We start from the raw sequence: 15,462 nt of genomic DNA on the forward strand, positions 1-15,462 counted from the left end.
GAAAGGAAGTTTTATTATGGCTTGTTTTTTAGTACCAGCAACAGAAGCGATCGTTACAACTATTGTGGCAAAGGCAGTAAAGTCTCACGAGGCAAAGGCAGAGGAGCAGACAAAGGTCAAAGCTCTTTCGGAGGACAAGCTTCCTCTTTCTAAAAAGATAACAAGGCTCTCAGGCTTTCTGTGGGGCGGTTCAGGACTTTTGGCATTTGAGCATCTGTGGCATGGCGAGATATCTCCGTTCTTCCCATTCCTGACAGCGGCTAACGACCCTTCGGAAATGGCAGTAGCATTCCACGAAATGGCGACTGTCGGAACATCAATGGCTGTTCTTGTGACAGCGGTATGGGCTGTACTGACTGTGGTGTCTGACAAGATACTGAAACGTAAGCCAAAAGAGACTGCAAAGCTGGGCGGTGACGCCGTATGACGCTTCTTATCACGCTCATAGCAGCCGTTATCATTACCATAGTATGGTACACATCACCAAAAGCCAGAAAGCTTAAAGTGGGGCTGATGTGCTATATGTACTGGGGCGCATCTATAATGTGGCTCGTGGACGCACTTTTTGAATACAAAGCGCAGGGCGCAGGATATTTCACACCTGCCACCGCAGACATGATAAACGACAGCTTTTTAGGAATCTGCGTTGTTGCACTCGGCACCGTCGTATGGCTCGGCACTATGCTCATAAGCGACCCTGAGGGAGTAGTAAGAAAAGCCCTTACAGAGAAAAAGCAGTAGATACGCTATACTATATAAATAGGAGGAATAATAATGCGACTTGTTCCAAGAGAGCAGGATAAGCTTATGCTCCATTATGCGGGCATGCTTGCCCGTGACCGAAAGGCACAGGGATTAAAGCTCAACTACCCTGAAGCTGTGGCATACATAAGCATGGAAGTAATGGAAAAAGCAAGAGCAGGAGCGACAGCCGCTGAGCTTATGCAATACGGCACAAAGCTTCTTACCGCTGATGACGTCATGGACGGCGTTCCTGAAATGATACATGAAATACAAATAGAATCCACAATGCCCGACGGCACAAAGCTTGTGACAGTACACAACCCTATAAAGGGTGCAAGCAAGCTTCACCCAGGGGAATTTATCGTTGAGGAAGGCACTGTCAAGCTCAACGAGGGAACAGAAAGCATTGAGCTTACAGTTTCAAACACAGGGGACAGACCTATCCAGACAGGCTCCCACTTCCACTTTTTTGAGGTAAACAAGGCTTTGGAGTTTGACCGCAAGGCGGCTTATGGTATGCGACTTGATATCCCCGCAGGCACAGCGGTAAGATTTGAGCCGGGAGAGAAAAAGACCGTCCGTCTTATACCTATCGGCGGCGACCGCATAGGCTATGGTCTGAATGGTCTTGTAAACGGAAAAATGGACGATGAAAACATCAAGCAGGCAGCCTTTGAAAAGGCTAAAAAGCTTGGCTTCAAGGGGGTGTAGGAAATGATCGAAATATCGAGAAAAGCTTACTGCGATATGTATGGTCCGACAGTTGGCGACAGGGTACGCTTGGGCGATACTTCTCTTATTGCAGAAGTGGAAAAAGATTTGACAGTTCATGGCGATGAAGCAAAGTTTGGTGGAGGAAAATCTCTCCGTGACGGCATGGGGCAATCCTGCAAAGCCACTGACAAGGAGTGCCTTGACACTGTTATCACAAACGCTCTTATCATCGACAGCACAGGCATCATAAAGGCTGACGTTGGCATAAAGGACGGCAGGATTGCAGGAATAGGCAAAGCAGGCAACCCCGACATCATGAATGGCGTTGACAAAAACATGATAATAGGCGCTTCCACGGAAGCTATCGCAGGCGAGGGACTTATCCTCACCGCTGGCGGACTTGACACGCACATTCATTTTATCTCTCCAACTCAGGTGAGAACAGCCCTTTACAGCGGAATCACCACCATGATAGGCGGTGGTACAGGTCCTGCCGACGGCACCAATGCCACCACCTGTACACCTGGCGAGTTCAATATCCACAGAATGTTGGAAGCCTCCGAAGACCTGCCAATGAATTTCGGCTATCTCTGCAAGGGAAATTCAAGCGACATCACAACTCTTGAGGAGCAGATAAAGGCAGGCTGTATAGGCTTGAAGATACACGAGGACTGGGGCTCTACCCCTGACGTTATCGACCACGCACTTACTGTTGCGGATATGTATGATGTTCAGGCGGCTATCCACACCGACACTCTTAACGAGGGCGGATTTGTTGAAGATACCGTCAACGCTTTCAAGGGCAGGACTATCCACACTTATCACACAGAGGGTGCAGGCGGCGGACACGCTCCTGACATTATCAGAGCAGCAGCGTTCCCGAATGTTCTCCCCTCCTCAACGAACCCTACAATGCCTTACACCGCAAACACTCTTGACGAACATCTGGATATGCTCATGGTGTGTCATCACCTTGACAAGAACGTCCCTGAGGACATTGCTTTTGCGGATTCAAGGATACGTCCTGAAACTATCGCCGCAGAGGACGTTTTGCACGATATGGGAATATTCTCAATGATGAGTTCCGACTCTCAGGCAATGGGACGTGTAGGCGAAGTCATCACACGAACATGGCAGACCGCTGACAAAATGAAGAAACAACGTGGCGCACTCCCAGAGGACAGCCAGCGAAACGACAATTTCAGAATAAAACGCTACATTTCAAAATACACTATCAACCCTGCTATAACCCACGGCGTATCAGAATATGTAGGCTCAGTGGAAGTTGGCAAGGTGGCAGACCTTGTTCTTTGGAATCCTGCATTTTTCGGTGCAAAGCCTGACATGATAATAAAGGGCGGATTTATTTTCGCATCAAAAATGGGCGACGCAAACGCTTCTATCCCTACCCCTCAGCCTGTGTGTTACACAGAAATGTTCGGTGGTCACGGGCTTGCCCTTTCAAGCACCTGTATCACGTTCGTATCAAAATACGCCTACGAGGACGGCATAAAAGAGAAGCTTGGTCTTAAAAGGCAGGTGCTTCCTGTGAAGAACTGCCGAAACATCTCAAAGGCTGATATGGTATACAACAACGTCTGCGGAGATATAAGAGTAGACCCTGAGACCTACACTGTCACAGTTGACGGCGAAGTTATTACCTGCGAGCCTTTTGACGAGCTTGCATTGGCACAGCGTTACTTTATGTTCTAAAGCGAGGAAACAAAAATGATAGCAGAAAAAATATTAGGCAATCTCTCTGAAAGCACCCCTTCCGTAGAAGTAGACACAGTTGAGCTTGATTGGTTTGAAGCCGAGAAAAAGCGCATAAGAAAAACCACCGCAGGAGGACGTGACATAGGCATTGCCATTGACGAAAACCTAAAGGACGGGGATATCATCTATCTTGACGATAAGCTTTGCGTAGCAGTGAAGCTCACAAGCTGTCCCCTTATCAAGATAAACGTTCACACTATGCAGGAAATGGGCAGGCTTTGCTTTGAGATAGGCAACAGGCATTTGTCACTTAAAATATCTGACGACAACGTGCTTATCCCACATGACGAGCCTACAGAAAAGCACCTGAAAAACCTCGGCTTTGAGTGCGAGAACATCATAGGCAGATTTGACGATTTTATCGTCTGCAAAGCTCACGGACACTCACACAGCCACTCCCACGAGCATGGAGAACATCATCACCACGAACATTCACACTAAACGGAGCTGATAAAAAATGACCGATACCGCAGGACTTATGCACATTCTGCAAATATGCGACAGCCTTTTCCCAGTGGGTGCGTTCACGCTTTCAAACGGGCTTGAAACCTACGTTCAGCATGATATCATCACTTCCCCAAAAGGGCTTGAAGAATATCTCCATTCTTACATCTCAGTGCTGCCCTACAATGAGCTTGGTGCGGCGGCAGCGGCATACAATGCTGACGAAAAGGAGCTTTGCCGTCTTGATGAGATATACTCTGCGGTGAAAACACCATTTGAGATACGAAGCGGCTCAGAAAAGGTCACAAGGCGTTTTTTCAAAATATTCAACAATGGTCGGGAAAGCTTCACAGGGCTTTATAAAAGCCTGACGGAGCAGGGCATATGCAAGGGTCATCAGTGCATCGCCTATGGGCTTTATATGCGTGACAATGGCATCGAGCTTTCAGAGGGGCTTGCGGTATACGGCTATTCCATATGCTCCGCCATAGTCACAAACTGCGTGAAGCTTGTACCTCTTAGTCAGCTTGCAGGGCAGAAAATTCTCGGAGAGAGCTTTGAACTTATATCCTCCGCTTCAGAAGAAGCCCTTTTCACTGATATAAACGATATCGGCATAAGCGGTGCAGGCTTTGACCTGCGTGCAATGCAGCACGAACGGCTGTATTCAAGACAGTATATGTCATAAGCTATGATTTATATAATATAATAAGGAGTACCAAAAATGAGCTATGTAAAAATAGGCGTAGGCGGACCTGTGGGATCGGGAAAAACCGCACTTATCGAACGCCTTACAAGAGAAATGTCAAAAGAATATTCCATATGCGTTGTAACAAACGATATCTACACCAAAGAGGACGCAGAATTTCTTACAAAAAACTCATGCCTGCCTGCTGACAGGATAGTTGGCGTTGAAACAGGCGGCTGTCCTCACACTGCCATAAGAGAAGACTGCTCAATGAACCTGGAAGCCGTTGACGAAATGGTGAAAAAGCACCCTGACACGCAGATCGTTTTCATTGAAAGCGGCGGCGACAATCTTTCCGCCACATTCTCCCCTGACCTTGCAGACGCTTCTATCTATGTTATCGACGTTGCACAGGGTGAAAAGATACCAAGAAAAGGCGGCCCTGGCGTGACACGTTCCGACCTGCTTGTTATCAACAAGACAGACCTTGCGCCACTTGTTGGAGCTTCCCTTGAAGTAATGGCTTCCGACTCAAAGCGCATGAGGGGCGACAGACCGTTTCTTTTCACAAATCTCATGAGCCGTGAGGGCGTTTCTCAGGTCATAGACTGGATAAAAAAATCAGTGCTTTTTGAGGATTTGAAATGAACGGCAGACTAAGCCTGTCAACAGCCTTTGACGGACAAAAAACCGTTACTGAGGACTTATATTTTGCTCCCCCTTTCAAGGTGTATTCACCATTTTATGACCATAAAGGCTGGGCGAAATATATCTCAATGTGCGGCTCAGCAGGAGTATTGGCAGGTGACGAAAACGAGATAAAGCTTTTTGTGGGGGAAAACTGCAAGGTCATTTTCACAGATCAGGGCTATCAAAAGCTTTTCAACACAAACGGCGGCGTATCAAAACAGAGCATAAAGCTTGTTGTGCGCAAAAACGCAAGGCTTTGCTATATGCCCCACCCTATTATGACCTTCACAGGCTGTGAGCATATCTCCATGGGCAAGGTGAACATCACAGAAAGCTCTGAGCTTATTTTCTCTGAGATATACTGCTGTGGCAGAACTGCAATGGGTGAGGAGTTCGGCTTGAAGCGCTTTCGCTCACGCACCGAGATAGCAATTGACGGCAGGGCGGATTTTATCGACAACACTCTTATCGACCCCGCCGCACTGCCCATACGGCAAAAAGGCTTTTTCGAGAGCTTCACCCACACGGGATTTATGTATATCTACACCCCTGACAAGACAATGCTGGAAAGCATTTACCAAGCCGACTACACAGGCGACCCTGACAGCGCACAGCTTTGCGCCACTCACACGGAACATGGCATAGCCATAAGAGCCTTGGGACGTTCGGGAGAAGAGATCTTTGACGCTTTTCAGAACATTGCAGAAAAAATTTGCACATAAAAAGCAGCGGATAAAATATTGTTAAACTTTTCATAAATGATAAACAAAACCAGTGAAAGCCTGCTGTAGGCTTACACTGGTTTTATTATTTCTCACATCTCACAAGAGCCACGATCTCCCCCTTGTCAACCAAAACAAAATATGCTATAATATAAGGGATTGTAACCTACAACCATATTAAAATACAGATATATACAGATAACGAAAGGATTAGCTATGGATACTTCCGCACTTCTTTGGTATAAGACCCCTGCAGACGATTGGAACAAAGCACTGCCCCTTGGAAACGGCAGGATAGGCGCAATGGTGTTCTCTCAGCCACTTGAAGAGAGGATTCAGCTCAATGAGGACTCCGTCTGGTCGGGCGGCTTCCGTGAAAGAAATAATAAGTCCGCACTGCCTAATCTCGAAAAAGTGAGAAAACTGCTTTTTGAGGAGAAAATAAACGAGGCTGAAAAAATAATCTATGGCGCTTTCTGTGGCACGCCTGTAAATCAAAGGCACTATATGCCACTTGGCGACATGAACGTTATACATTATAAAGAGAGCGAATGTGACTTCAAGAGCAGAAGCCTTGACCTTAACACCGCTGTCTGCACCACAGAATATGCCATAAACGGCGTTGACTACACAAGAGAAGTGTTTATCTCACAGCCCGATCAGGTGCTTGTTATGCACATAACGGCTTCCGAGAAAAAAGCGATAAGCGTCCGTGTACGCATTGACGGCAGAGATGATTATTTTGATGATAACTCGCCCGTTCATGACAACGATATCCTCTTTTACGGTGGATGTGGCTCAGAGGACGGCATAAACTTTGCCGCTTATATAAAGGTACTCCACAAGGGCGGAAAGGTCTACCCATATGGAAGCTTCATAACCTGTGAGGACTGCGACGAGGTGACTATCCTCCTTGGCGCACAGACAAGCTACCGCTGTGAAGATTACAAGGGACAGGCTGTCTTTGACGTTGAAAGAGCCGAGGAAAAAACCTATGCACAGCTTAAAGCTGACCATATCGCAGACTACAAGTCATACTATGACCGTGCGAATATCTCCCTTTGCGACAACAGCTCAGGTAATTCCACCCTGCCTACAGACGAAAGACTTGCACTTGTGAAAGAGGGCGATCCCGACAACAAGCTTATTGAAATGTATCACAATTTCGGCAGATATCTTCTTATTGCAGCCAGCCGAGAAAAGACCCTGCCTACAAATCTCCAAGGCATTTGGAACAAGGATATGTGGCCTGCTTGGGGCTGTAAATTCACTATCAATATCAATACCGAAATGAACTATTGGTGTGCAGAGAACTGTAATCTCTCAGAGCTTCATATGCCTCTTATCGACCATATCGAGAAGCTCCGTCCAAACGGCAGAAAGACCGCAAGGAATATGTATGGCTGCCGTGGCTTTGTCTGTCACCATAACACCGACATATGGGGCGACACCGCACCGCAGGACTTGTGGATACCCGGAACACAATGGCCAATGGGTGCGGCATGGCTCTGCCTGCACATATGGGAGCATTATCTCTATGTTCAGGACAGAGAGTTTCTCAGCGAGAAATATGACACCCTGAAAGAAGCGGCAGAATTTTTCCTCGACTTCCTTATCGAGGACAAAAAAGGCAGACTTGTTACCTGCCCGTCAGTTTCCCCTGAGAATACCTATCTCACAGCTTCAGGCTCAAAAGGCTCTATCTGCATAGGTCCGTCTATGGACAGCCAGATAATCTATGAGCTTTTCACTGCCGTTGCGGAAGCTTCAAAAATACTTGAAACTGACGGAGGTTTCAGAAAGAAAGTCCTTGAAGCCAGAGACAGACTTCCTGCACCTGAGATAGGCAAATACGGTCAGATAATGGAATGGGCAGAGGACTATGACGAGGTAGAGCCTGGTCACAGGCACATCTCACAGCTTTTCGCACTCTATCCTGCTGACATCATAACAATGCGAAAGACCCCTGAGCTTGCCAAAGCCGCAAGGACTACCCTTGAAAGACGTCTTTCACACGGTGGCGGACACACAGGCTGGTCAAGGGCATGGATAATAAACCACTGGGCAAGACTTTTTGACGGCGAAAAAGTGTACGAAAATGTTATAGCACTTCTTTCAAATTCCACAAGCGAGAATATGTTCGATATGCACCCGCCTTTCCAGATAGACGGAAACTTCGGTGGCACAGCCGGTATCACGGAGGCACTTTTGCAAAGCGAGAACGGCGAGATAATTCTCCTGCCTGCGCTGCCGAAAGAATGGTCGGAGGGCAGCTTCAAAGGACTTTGTGCAAGAGGCGGCTTTGTTATCGACCTTGAGTGGAAAGACTCAAAGATAACAGCCTGCCACATTCACTCAAGGTGCGGAAAGAAGTGCAGGATAGTGTGTGACAGTGTAAAGGTACACACTGCAAGCAGCGAGGTACAGACCTTGTACACAGACGGCGCAGCAGAGTTTGACACGGAAACAGGTAAAACATACACGCTCACATTCTGAGCAAAAGACAAAATTTGAGAGGATATTGAAATGAGACATTATCGGATAATGGCAGCGGCTGTTGCAGCAATTTGCACGCTGTCAGGCTGCGGAGTGCAGATAGGCAGAAACGAGAGCATGACCGCCCCCGAAAAAACATCTGTTGTAACCACAACAAAGAAACAGACAAACGATGACAGCAAGGCTGACGAGCAGGCTTTAAAAAGCTATGAAGAAACAAAGATAGTGGCAAACGCCATACCTTATGTGAAGTTTTCAAAAAGCGTTGAAGCCGAAACAGGCTCAGTTTCAGGCAAGGCGAAAGTAAAAAGCGACCGCAAGGGCTACAAGGGCAAGGGTTATGTGACGAACATTTCCGCTGAGGAAGATTGGTCAAGAGAGATCGAGCTTACCGACTCACAGTATTATAACCTTACCATAACAGTGGCTTCCGATGTGCCGTGCGTGAACGGCATAGCTGTGAACGGCAAAAAGCTTCAGGATTTCTCAGCCAGCGGCTCGGGCAAGTTTGAAAAGGTGACTTTCAAGAACATCTACATAGAAAAAGGCAAGACGGCAATATCCGTTATCCCTGTGGACGGCGGACTTGACGTTGACTGCCTGACCCTCACCGCAAGCGAGGATATATCAAAACTTGACCTTACTATATCAAAGCCTGCTCTTTCAAACAAAGACTCCGACTACAACGCAAAAGCGCTTTATCAGTATCTTTGCGAAAGCTACGGCAAGCAGGTGCTTTTGGGTCAGCATGACACCATCGGCACATCTGCTGAAACAGACATGATATACAAAACCACAGGAAAATACCCTGCAATACGTTTTGGCGACCTTATGCTTGCCACTGAAAAGGACAGCATCACCACCGACACCGAGATGAACATCGCCATGGATTGGGCTTCAAAGGACGGCATAGTGGGCTATATGTGGCACTGGGCTGCCCCTGACGACAAGCGTGAATATTATGCCGACCAGACGGATTTTGACATCAAAAAGGCAGTTACAAAGGAAAATATCGCAGAACTCAGCCTTGAGGATATCAAAAAGCTTCAAAAGGACGGCAAGGTAAGCAAAGAATGTGTTGCTGTCGTTCAGGATATCGACACCGTATCTGAGAAACTCTCCACCCTCCGTGATGAGGGAATAGCAGTGCTTTGGCGACCGCTCCACGAGGCCAGCAACGGCGATTTCTGGTGGGGCAATGACAAGGAAGCCTACAAATGGCTTTGGAAGCTTATGTACGAGCGTCAGACGAAATACCACAAGCTGAACAATCTCATATGGGTATGGTCAGCACAGAATGCCGATTGGTATGTGGGCGACGAATACTGCGACGTGCTTTCCTGCGATGTTTATGACGACGGCAATAAGGACGCACAGGTGAACATAATGCTTTTCCTGCAAAGCATATCAAAGAACAAGCCTATCGCAATGAGCGAATGTGGAAGCTTCCCTGACATACAGAGCATTGCAGACGAAAAAGCCATGTGGGCGTTCATAGGTCAATGGGGTGGAAATTATCTTATGACCGATGACGGCAAGCTTGCTGAAGAAAACAACACCGCCGCCGAGCTTATCAAGATGTATAACAACAATCTCACTCTAACAAGGGATAAGCTCCCCGACTTCACCCACCTTGCAAGCTCCATAAAGGACACGGAAGAAAAATCCGCTGAGAGCAAAAAGAATGATAGCTCAAAGGCTGACAGCAAAGCGAAGAAAGAAAATACTTCTAAAGCAGAATAATATCGACCCGACACGGCAAAAAAAGCCTGTCGGGTTTTAACTTTTTATTGACAATTTTGAAGAATTTTGTTACAATGGGGAAGTAATAAGATTTTAGGCGGAGGAAATTATATGAAAATTACAATGGATACTACGTTTCAGGAAATAAGGGACGCTTTTGCAAATATTAATGCAGACGATATTGAGCATGACGAATTTGCCTTGCAAATGAAAGAAGCAAGAAATAACACTAAGAACAATGGTAAGATTCTTAACCAAGAATTTGATTTTTTTATTTCTATTATTCTTGGTGGTTATAAAAGATCTGTAAATGACAACAAGGAAATTGTTAACTACAATATGACTTTCTTTCCAAACTCAAAAAGTGGAAATCCTTGGGGCATTGCATTTGAAGCATCTATGGGGCTATCTTCAAACCAAATAAAAAAATATGATGATGCAGCCGAAGTCAAATCATTAAAAAATGATAAAGCACTAATGAGGCAGGAATTTTCAACATTTTGCCGAGATTTACCTTCCCATACTACATTATCTCAACTTAGCCAAGCTTGCACAACTTCTTTATTTGACCCGACAACTTATCCAACACTGCATAAATATTGTGATAACCCAACTTCACAAAATCCAGCTCCACTCAGGCTAAAAATTAATAATATTATCCCATATTTCATAAGTCAACCGACACCTGCACTCCCAGCCCAAGCCCCAATCCAACAGCCTCAAGTAAAACCCTATGACCCAAACGAAGTTACACAATACATAGGTCATTGTATCAAAACCTCCCGCAAGAAAAACATAATCTTCACAGGTGCACCAGGAACAGGAAAGACATATTCTGTTGAGAAGTATGTCAACGAACAAAATAGTGAACAGCTAGATTCAATATGTAGTTATTCCAGCAGGTACTTCAAATTCGTTCAGTTCCACGGCTCATATGACTACACCGACTTTGTGGAGGGTCTGCGCCCTATAGAGCGTGCAGATCAAATGGTATTTGTCCGCATGGACGGCACTTTCAAGGCGCTTTGCCGTGAAGCGGCTGAGGCTGAACAAAGCGCAATGGACGAAGAAATAGAAGCACCAATCTACTATTTTGTCATAGATGAAATAAACAGAGCCGAGCTTTCTAAGGTTTTTGGCGAGCTTATGTATTGCTTTGAAAAGCGTGGCAGTGAACATAAAGTTCAGACACAGTATCACAATCTGCCTACATATGGAGAAACAGAAAACGGTATAGAAAAGCTGGACAATGATATTTTTAATGACGGCTTCTATGTGCCTGAAAATGTTGTGATAATAGGCACAATGAACGATATCGACCGAAATGTTGAGACCTTTGACTTTGCACTCCGCCGCCGTTTTGATTGGATACCTATAAAAGCAAATGACTTTATGGAAACCTCGCTCAGGTCTATGCTTAACGACGAAAAAGTCAGCAAAGACCTTGCACAGAGAGCCATAAGAATGAACGAAGTCATTTCAGGCGAGAGCGGCAAGAGATTTGGTCTTAATGAAGATTATCATATCGGACCTGCATATTTTAAGGACTATGATAAAGCCAAGAGCATGGGCGAAAATCTTGATGATATTTGGAAGCGCAATATAGAGTCTATACTTAGGGAATATCTCCGTGGCAAGAACGGCGTAGATAAATTCATAAACGATTGTCATAAAGCTTTGATGAATGACCAAAGCGGTGATAAAGACACCAACGAGCCACAAACCACTGCCGAGGACGAAGAATAATGTCAGCTATAAAAATAACCGCAACAGTCTATGACTATTCAAAGTTTGATGAAATAGAAATAGTCGAAGGCATTAACTACAAAGACGTGGTGCGGGATTTTATCTCCAGCTATAATTACACCTATGAGGGAAAAATTCACCACCTATGTAGAACTTTCAATGGAAAGAACTATATCGGCGGAAGTGTCGGCGTAGTGAGAAACCGTATCTATAGATACGCTGAAAAAGAATATGACATCACACTGCAAATAAAATCACGCTTTGACAAAGACTCAAAGCCATATTTTCTGGAAACCATGCTCCTCGATACATTTGAAGATGAGTATATAAAAGAGAATGACCTCAGAATAAATGACGATAATTTCTTCGATTTTCTTCTTGTCTATCTTTTCAAAAACGCCGTTACGGAAGCTTCAAGAAAAGGCGTATACAGAAAATATTGCCGCTTTGAGGGCAATAACAGCCGCCTAAAGGGCAGTATCGATATCGCACGGCACATAAGGCTAAACATGGGTATGCAAAACGGCAGGATAGCCTATTCTTATCGTGAAAACACCATAGACAACCCTCTTAACCGCCTTATCTATGCCGCACACAAACGCCTGAAAGAACGCTTTAGCAACAACTCCGTCATGACGGCGCTTCTTGACAGCAGTGAGATAACAAGCTATCTTAACATTCTCCACTCGTCAATGGATCTCTATTCCACCAACGTAAAGACCATTCTTCCGCAGAATTTACAGCCTATCGCACACCCATATTACACCGAGTATGAAAAGCTCCGACAGGTATGCCTGAAAGTTTTCCATGACGAGTATCTCACCCTCTTTGACCCTGATCAAGACAGCGAAGCTGATACTATCCTGCTTTATATCCCGACCCTTTGGGAAAATTATCTCAAAAATCAGTTTGCCCGATATGATCTTGGCGTGGTAAAATCGCAGGAGAAACACAAATATCTTTGTGAGCTTTCAGATCCTCACGAAGTTCTAGACCCTTCCAAGAACGGAAGGCTCACCTCAAAACCTGACTTTGTGTTCAAGAAAGACAAAAAGCCTTTTATGATACTTGATGCAAAGTTCAAACCTAGTTGGGGAGAGTGTATGAAAAGTCCGCCTAATTATAAAGATTTTGATGACAACGACTTTAACAAATGCCTTCGTGACATGGTAATATTTGAGACTGATCGCACAGGAGTCATTTTCCCCGCACATAAAGATATTGAAACGATATTCAAACAGTGTTGTATTATCGGCAAAAAATATTTTTATATGCACGCAGTAATAGTTCCAGAAAGCAGTGATGATACCACCTATGAGGAGTGGCACAGCACTTTCATCGAGAACTTGAAAAAGGTCTGCGATAAAATCAGGGAAAGCATTAAAAACGAAGCTTAAAAAAAACCGCTGAGAGCTTTCTCAGCGGCATTTTTATACCCTATTTATCTTTCAGCGCCTCAGAAAGCGTCCGCCAGCCAAGCATTGCACACTTTACTCTTGCAGGCATATGGGAAATATCCCTGAGGGCTGACGCTTCTTCAAGGCTGTCTAGGAATTTTCAACAAACAATTATTCTAAACTAACTCACATAAAGTGATGATAACAAAAAAATTGATTTTACCCCTTGACAAATAATATTATATGACGTATAATATATTCAGCGATATAGTATTATAGATCTATATAATAACTGAGCTGACTAAAGAGAGGAGAGAGTAAATGGGCTTTCCAATAAGTGCAGGACTGCTTGATTCCATGGTACTGTCGGTGGTAGACAGAGAGGATACCTATGGATATGAGATAACGCAGTTCATACGCAGTGCGGTGGACGTTTCAGAATCCACATTGTACCCTGTACTGAAACGGCTTCAAAAAAACGAGCTGCTTGAAACCTACGATAAGGAATATATGGGCAGGAACAGACGTTATTATCATGTTACCCCAAAGGGAGAAAAAGCTCTTGAAGAATACCGCAGAGAGTGGAAGAAGCATAAAAATATGGTAGACCGTATATTATTAGAAAAAGGTGGAGAAAACACATGAACAGACTTGAGTATCTTACCCAACTACGCAGATTGCTTGAAGACGGCGGACTTGCCGAAGATGAAATAAATGACGCAATGGGGTTTTATGAGGAGATATTCCTTGATGCAGGTGCAGCCCATGAAGCTGAAACTGCCGCAAACCTCGGCTCGCCCGAAGAACTTGCCAACAAAATTTTGCAGGACAGCGGCATACACCCACAGGGCGACTCGGTATTTCAAATGGAAGCCGCCGCTGACCCATCACAGGCTCGTGATACTGACAATAATGTGCCACAGAACGGCAATTCTCTCTCAAAGCTTCTTGTTATCATCATCACAAGCCCAATATGGTTCAGCCTTATGTGTGCCTTTGCCGCAATAGCCCTGGCGATACTTTGCGCACTTTTAAGCATAATAATTGCAGTTTTCGCAACAGGCTTCTCCCTTACAATAGGCGGTATAGTAACACTTTTCACGGTCTATCCCGCAGGCATTGCCCTGATCGGTGCAGGACTTATTTGTATCGGACTTGGAGGCATGATTGTAATGCCTGTTATAAGGTGCATATGGCGTGGCTGTGTAAGCCTCTTCAACAAATTCACAAACTTTGTCCATAGATTTGTAAGCTCAAAGGCGGTGGCGTAATGGCAAAATATGATAATACAGGCGACGTAAAACGCAGACGTTTCCCATTTTTTTTGACGATATTTATTATCGGCATAGTGCTTTTCATTGTTGGCGTGGTGCTTATCAAGGTCACAAACACCAAAAGCCTTGGCAAGCGTTATTCCTACAACGAAACTTTTGACGTTGCCGCTATAGATAATATGGAGATCGACTTCTCCGCAGGGGATCTCAACATCAAAATGAGCAGTGACGAAAATATCCACGTCACGGGAGAAAATCTTCCAGAGAAGATAAATTTTTCGTCATCAAACAGCAAGCTTCAGGTCAAGACCGCCGACAGCCTTTTGCACCTTAAAGGCGGATATATCTCCTTTGACGGAAGTCAGCCTACGCTGACTATAGAGCTTCCTGAAAAAGCGTTTGACACTGTAAAAATAGACGCAGGCGCAGGACAAATGAAGCTTTCAGATCTGACCTGTGAAAACCTCGACATAGATTTCGGTGCAGGAAGCTCAGAGGTCATTAACGTCACCTGCAAAAATGAAGCCGACTTTGACCTTGGGGTAGGAAAAACAGTTTTCAAAGACTGCACTTTCAACGATTCCGACTTTGACTGTGGAGTAGGCGAAACAGACTTTTCAGGAAAGCTTCTCGGCGACGCTGAGATAGACGGCGGCATAGGAAGTATAAATTTTGATATCGACGGCTATAAAAACGATTATAAAATAAAATCAAACAGCAAAGTGAAAATAAATAGCACAACAGAAGAGAACGAGCTACTCTACAAAATAAAACTTGACATTGACAATGGTATAGGCGAAATTTCGCTTAATTTCAGATAAGGAGTGATAGAAATGGCAAAGCCACTTTACAAATTAAGAGAAGGCAGGATAATTTCAGGCGTTTGCGCAGGACTAGCGGAGTATTTCAACATCGACGTGAACATAGTCCGTATCTGTGCAGTGCTTATAGGCTGTGCAGGCGGTGCAGGAGTTATCGCATATATTGCGGCTGCAATGCTTCTGCCTGAGAAATAAGACCGTACTAAA

At 45.0% G+C, this 15,462-nt stretch carries 16 protein-coding genes; all 16 read left to right on the forward strand.

Annotated features, from left to right (window positions below; translation table 11 throughout):
* Window positions 1–16: 16 nt before the first annotated feature.
* The 16 genes from AB5627_RS00275 to AB5627_RS00350 all read left to right on the forward strand — a co-directional run bounded on the left by AB5627_RS00275 (window position 17) and on the right by AB5627_RS00350 (window position 15,450).
* A complete protein-coding gene (locus tag AB5627_RS00275; protein ID WP_117877690.1) occupies window positions 17–427 on the forward strand; it encodes a hypothetical protein in 411 nt (136 codons plus the stop codon).
* On the forward strand, window positions 424–741 hold the full coding sequence (locus tag AB5627_RS00280; RefSeq protein ID WP_289147910.1) for a hypothetical protein: 318 nt from the start codon (window positions 424–426) through the stop codon (window positions 739–741). Before AB5627_RS00275 ends, AB5627_RS00280 begins: the two co-directional genes overlap by 4 nt.
* Before the next feature lie 33 nt (window positions 742–774).
* Window positions 775–1,455: an urease subunit gamma gene (gene ureA / locus AB5627_RS00285; protein WP_289147911.1), complete on the forward strand. Its 681-nt coding sequence runs from the start codon at window positions 775–777 to the stop codon at window positions 1,453–1,455.
* A 3-nt stretch (window positions 1,456–1,458) separates the two neighbouring features.
* Window positions 1,459–3,171 (forward strand): urease subunit alpha, encoded by a 1,713-nt coding sequence (ureC, locus tag AB5627_RS00290; protein ID WP_002851786.1) that lies wholly within the window; start codon window positions 1,459–1,461, stop codon window positions 3,169–3,171.
* Between the two features lie 15 nt (window positions 3,172–3,186).
* A complete protein-coding gene (locus AB5627_RS00295; protein WP_117864122.1) occupies window positions 3,187–3,675 on the forward strand; it encodes an urease accessory protein UreE in 489 nt (162 codons plus the stop codon).
* A gap of 16 nt (window positions 3,676–3,691) precedes the next feature.
* Window positions 3,692–4,366, forward strand: a complete 675-nt coding sequence (locus tag AB5627_RS00300; RefSeq protein WP_022286956.1) for an urease accessory protein UreF — start codon at window positions 3,692–3,694, stop codon at window positions 4,364–4,366.
* A 36-nt stretch (window positions 4,367–4,402) separates the two neighbouring features.
* The gene (gene ureG / locus AB5627_RS00305; RefSeq protein WP_002851818.1) at window positions 4,403–5,014 is read left to right on the forward strand and encodes an urease accessory protein UreG; all 612 of its coding nucleotides are present in this window, start codon (window positions 4,403–4,405) and stop codon (window positions 5,012–5,014) included.
* Window positions 5,011–5,778, forward strand: a complete 768-nt coding sequence (locus AB5627_RS00310) for an urease accessory protein UreD (RefSeq protein ID WP_022286957.1) — start codon at window positions 5,011–5,013, stop codon at window positions 5,776–5,778. The genes ureG and AB5627_RS00310 overlap by 4 nt, the downstream gene beginning before the upstream one ends.
* Window positions 5,779–5,994: 216 nt before the next feature.
* Window positions 5,995–8,274: a glycoside hydrolase N-terminal domain-containing protein gene (locus AB5627_RS00315; protein ID WP_022286958.1), complete on the forward strand. Its 2,280-nt coding sequence runs from the start codon at window positions 5,995–5,997 to the stop codon at window positions 8,272–8,274.
* A 30-nt stretch (window positions 8,275–8,304) separates the two neighbouring features.
* Complete coding sequence (locus AB5627_RS00320) at window positions 8,305–10,017, forward strand: glycosyl hydrolase (RefSeq protein WP_265290355.1); 1,713 nt, start codon at window positions 8,305–8,307, stop codon at window positions 10,015–10,017.
* Window positions 10,018–10,128: 111 nt separating this feature from the next.
* Window positions 10,129–11,763: an McrB family protein gene (locus tag AB5627_RS00325; protein WP_022286960.1), complete on the forward strand. Its 1,635-nt coding sequence runs from the start codon at window positions 10,129–10,131 to the stop codon at window positions 11,761–11,763.
* Window positions 11,763–13,160 carry a 5-methylcytosine restriction system component-like protein gene (locus AB5627_RS00330; protein ID WP_022286961.1) on the forward strand — a complete coding sequence of 466 codons (1,398 nt, stop codon included), beginning with the start codon at window positions 11,763–11,765 and terminating at the stop codon, window positions 13,158–13,160. Before AB5627_RS00325 ends, AB5627_RS00330 begins: the two co-directional genes overlap by 1 nt.
* A 321-nt stretch (window positions 13,161–13,481) precedes the next feature.
* The gene (locus tag AB5627_RS00335) at window positions 13,482–13,805 is read left to right on the forward strand and encodes a PadR family transcriptional regulator (RefSeq protein WP_002851767.1); all 324 of its coding nucleotides are present in this window, start codon (window positions 13,482–13,484) and stop codon (window positions 13,803–13,805) included.
* Window positions 13,802–14,431 carry a DUF1700 domain-containing protein gene (locus AB5627_RS00340; RefSeq protein WP_022286962.1) on the forward strand — a complete coding sequence of 210 codons (630 nt, stop codon included), beginning with the start codon at window positions 13,802–13,804 and terminating at the stop codon, window positions 14,429–14,431. The genes AB5627_RS00335 and AB5627_RS00340 overlap by 4 nt, the downstream gene beginning before the upstream one ends.
* Complete coding sequence (locus AB5627_RS00345) at window positions 14,431–15,255, forward strand: DUF4097 family beta strand repeat-containing protein (protein ID WP_022286963.1); 825 nt, start codon at window positions 14,431–14,433, stop codon at window positions 15,253–15,255. The genes AB5627_RS00340 and AB5627_RS00345 overlap by 1 nt, the downstream gene beginning before the upstream one ends.
* Window positions 15,256–15,267: 12 nt before the next feature.
* On the forward strand, window positions 15,268–15,450 hold the full coding sequence (locus AB5627_RS00350) for a PspC domain-containing protein (RefSeq protein ID WP_022286964.1): 183 nt from the start codon (window positions 15,268–15,270) through the stop codon (window positions 15,448–15,450).
* Window positions 15,451–15,462 lie beyond the last annotated feature (12 nt).

Origin of the sequence: Ruminococcus sp. RTP21198st1_G1_RTP21198_201120 (genome assembly GCF_040924265.1) — a bacterium.
In the GTDB taxonomy this organism is placed as follows: domain Bacteria; phylum Bacillota; class Clostridia; order Oscillospirales; family Ruminococcaceae; genus Hominimerdicola; species Hominimerdicola aceti.

Coding starts and splice junctions, on each gene's coding strand:
- AB5627_RS00340 (WP_022286962.1), top strand. CDS start 13,802: ATGAACAGACTTGAGTATCTTACCCAACTACGCAGATTGCTTGAAGAC.
- AB5627_RS00335 (WP_002851767.1), top strand. CDS start 13,482: ATGGGCTTTCCAATAAGTGCAGGACTGCTTGATTCCATGGTACTGTCG.
- AB5627_RS00345 (WP_022286963.1), top strand. CDS start 14,431: ATGGCAAAATATGATAATACAGGCGACGTAAAACGCAGACGTTTCCCA.
- ureG (WP_002851818.1), top strand. CDS start 4,403: ATGAGCTATGTAAAAATAGGCGTAGGCGGACCTGTGGGATCGGGAAAA.
- AB5627_RS00280 (WP_289147910.1), top strand. CDS start 424: ATGACGCTTCTTATCACGCTCATAGCAGCCGTTATCATTACCATAGTA.
- AB5627_RS00330 (WP_022286961.1), top strand. CDS start 11,763: ATGTCAGCTATAAAAATAACCGCAACAGTCTATGACTATTCAAAGTTT.
- AB5627_RS00300 (WP_022286956.1), top strand. CDS start 3,692: ATGACCGATACCGCAGGACTTATGCACATTCTGCAAATATGCGACAGC.
- ureC (WP_002851786.1), top strand. CDS start 1,459: ATGATCGAAATATCGAGAAAAGCTTACTGCGATATGTATGGTCCGACA.
- AB5627_RS00350 (WP_022286964.1), top strand. CDS start 15,268: ATGGCAAAGCCACTTTACAAATTAAGAGAAGGCAGGATAATTTCAGGC.
- AB5627_RS00295 (WP_117864122.1), top strand. CDS start 3,187: ATGATAGCAGAAAAAATATTAGGCAATCTCTCTGAAAGCACCCCTTCC.
- AB5627_RS00315 (WP_022286958.1), top strand. CDS start 5,995: ATGGATACTTCCGCACTTCTTTGGTATAAGACCCCTGCAGACGATTGG.
- ureA (WP_289147911.1), top strand. CDS start 775: ATGCGACTTGTTCCAAGAGAGCAGGATAAGCTTATGCTCCATTATGCG.
- AB5627_RS00325 (WP_022286960.1), top strand. CDS start 10,129: ATGAAAATTACAATGGATACTACGTTTCAGGAAATAAGGGACGCTTTT.
- AB5627_RS00320 (WP_265290355.1), top strand. CDS start 8,305: ATGAGACATTATCGGATAATGGCAGCGGCTGTTGCAGCAATTTGCACG.
- AB5627_RS00275 (WP_117877690.1), top strand. CDS start 17: ATGGCTTGTTTTTTAGTACCAGCAACAGAAGCGATCGTTACAACTATT.
- AB5627_RS00310 (WP_022286957.1), top strand. CDS start 5,011: ATGAACGGCAGACTAAGCCTGTCAACAGCCTTTGACGGACAAAAAACC.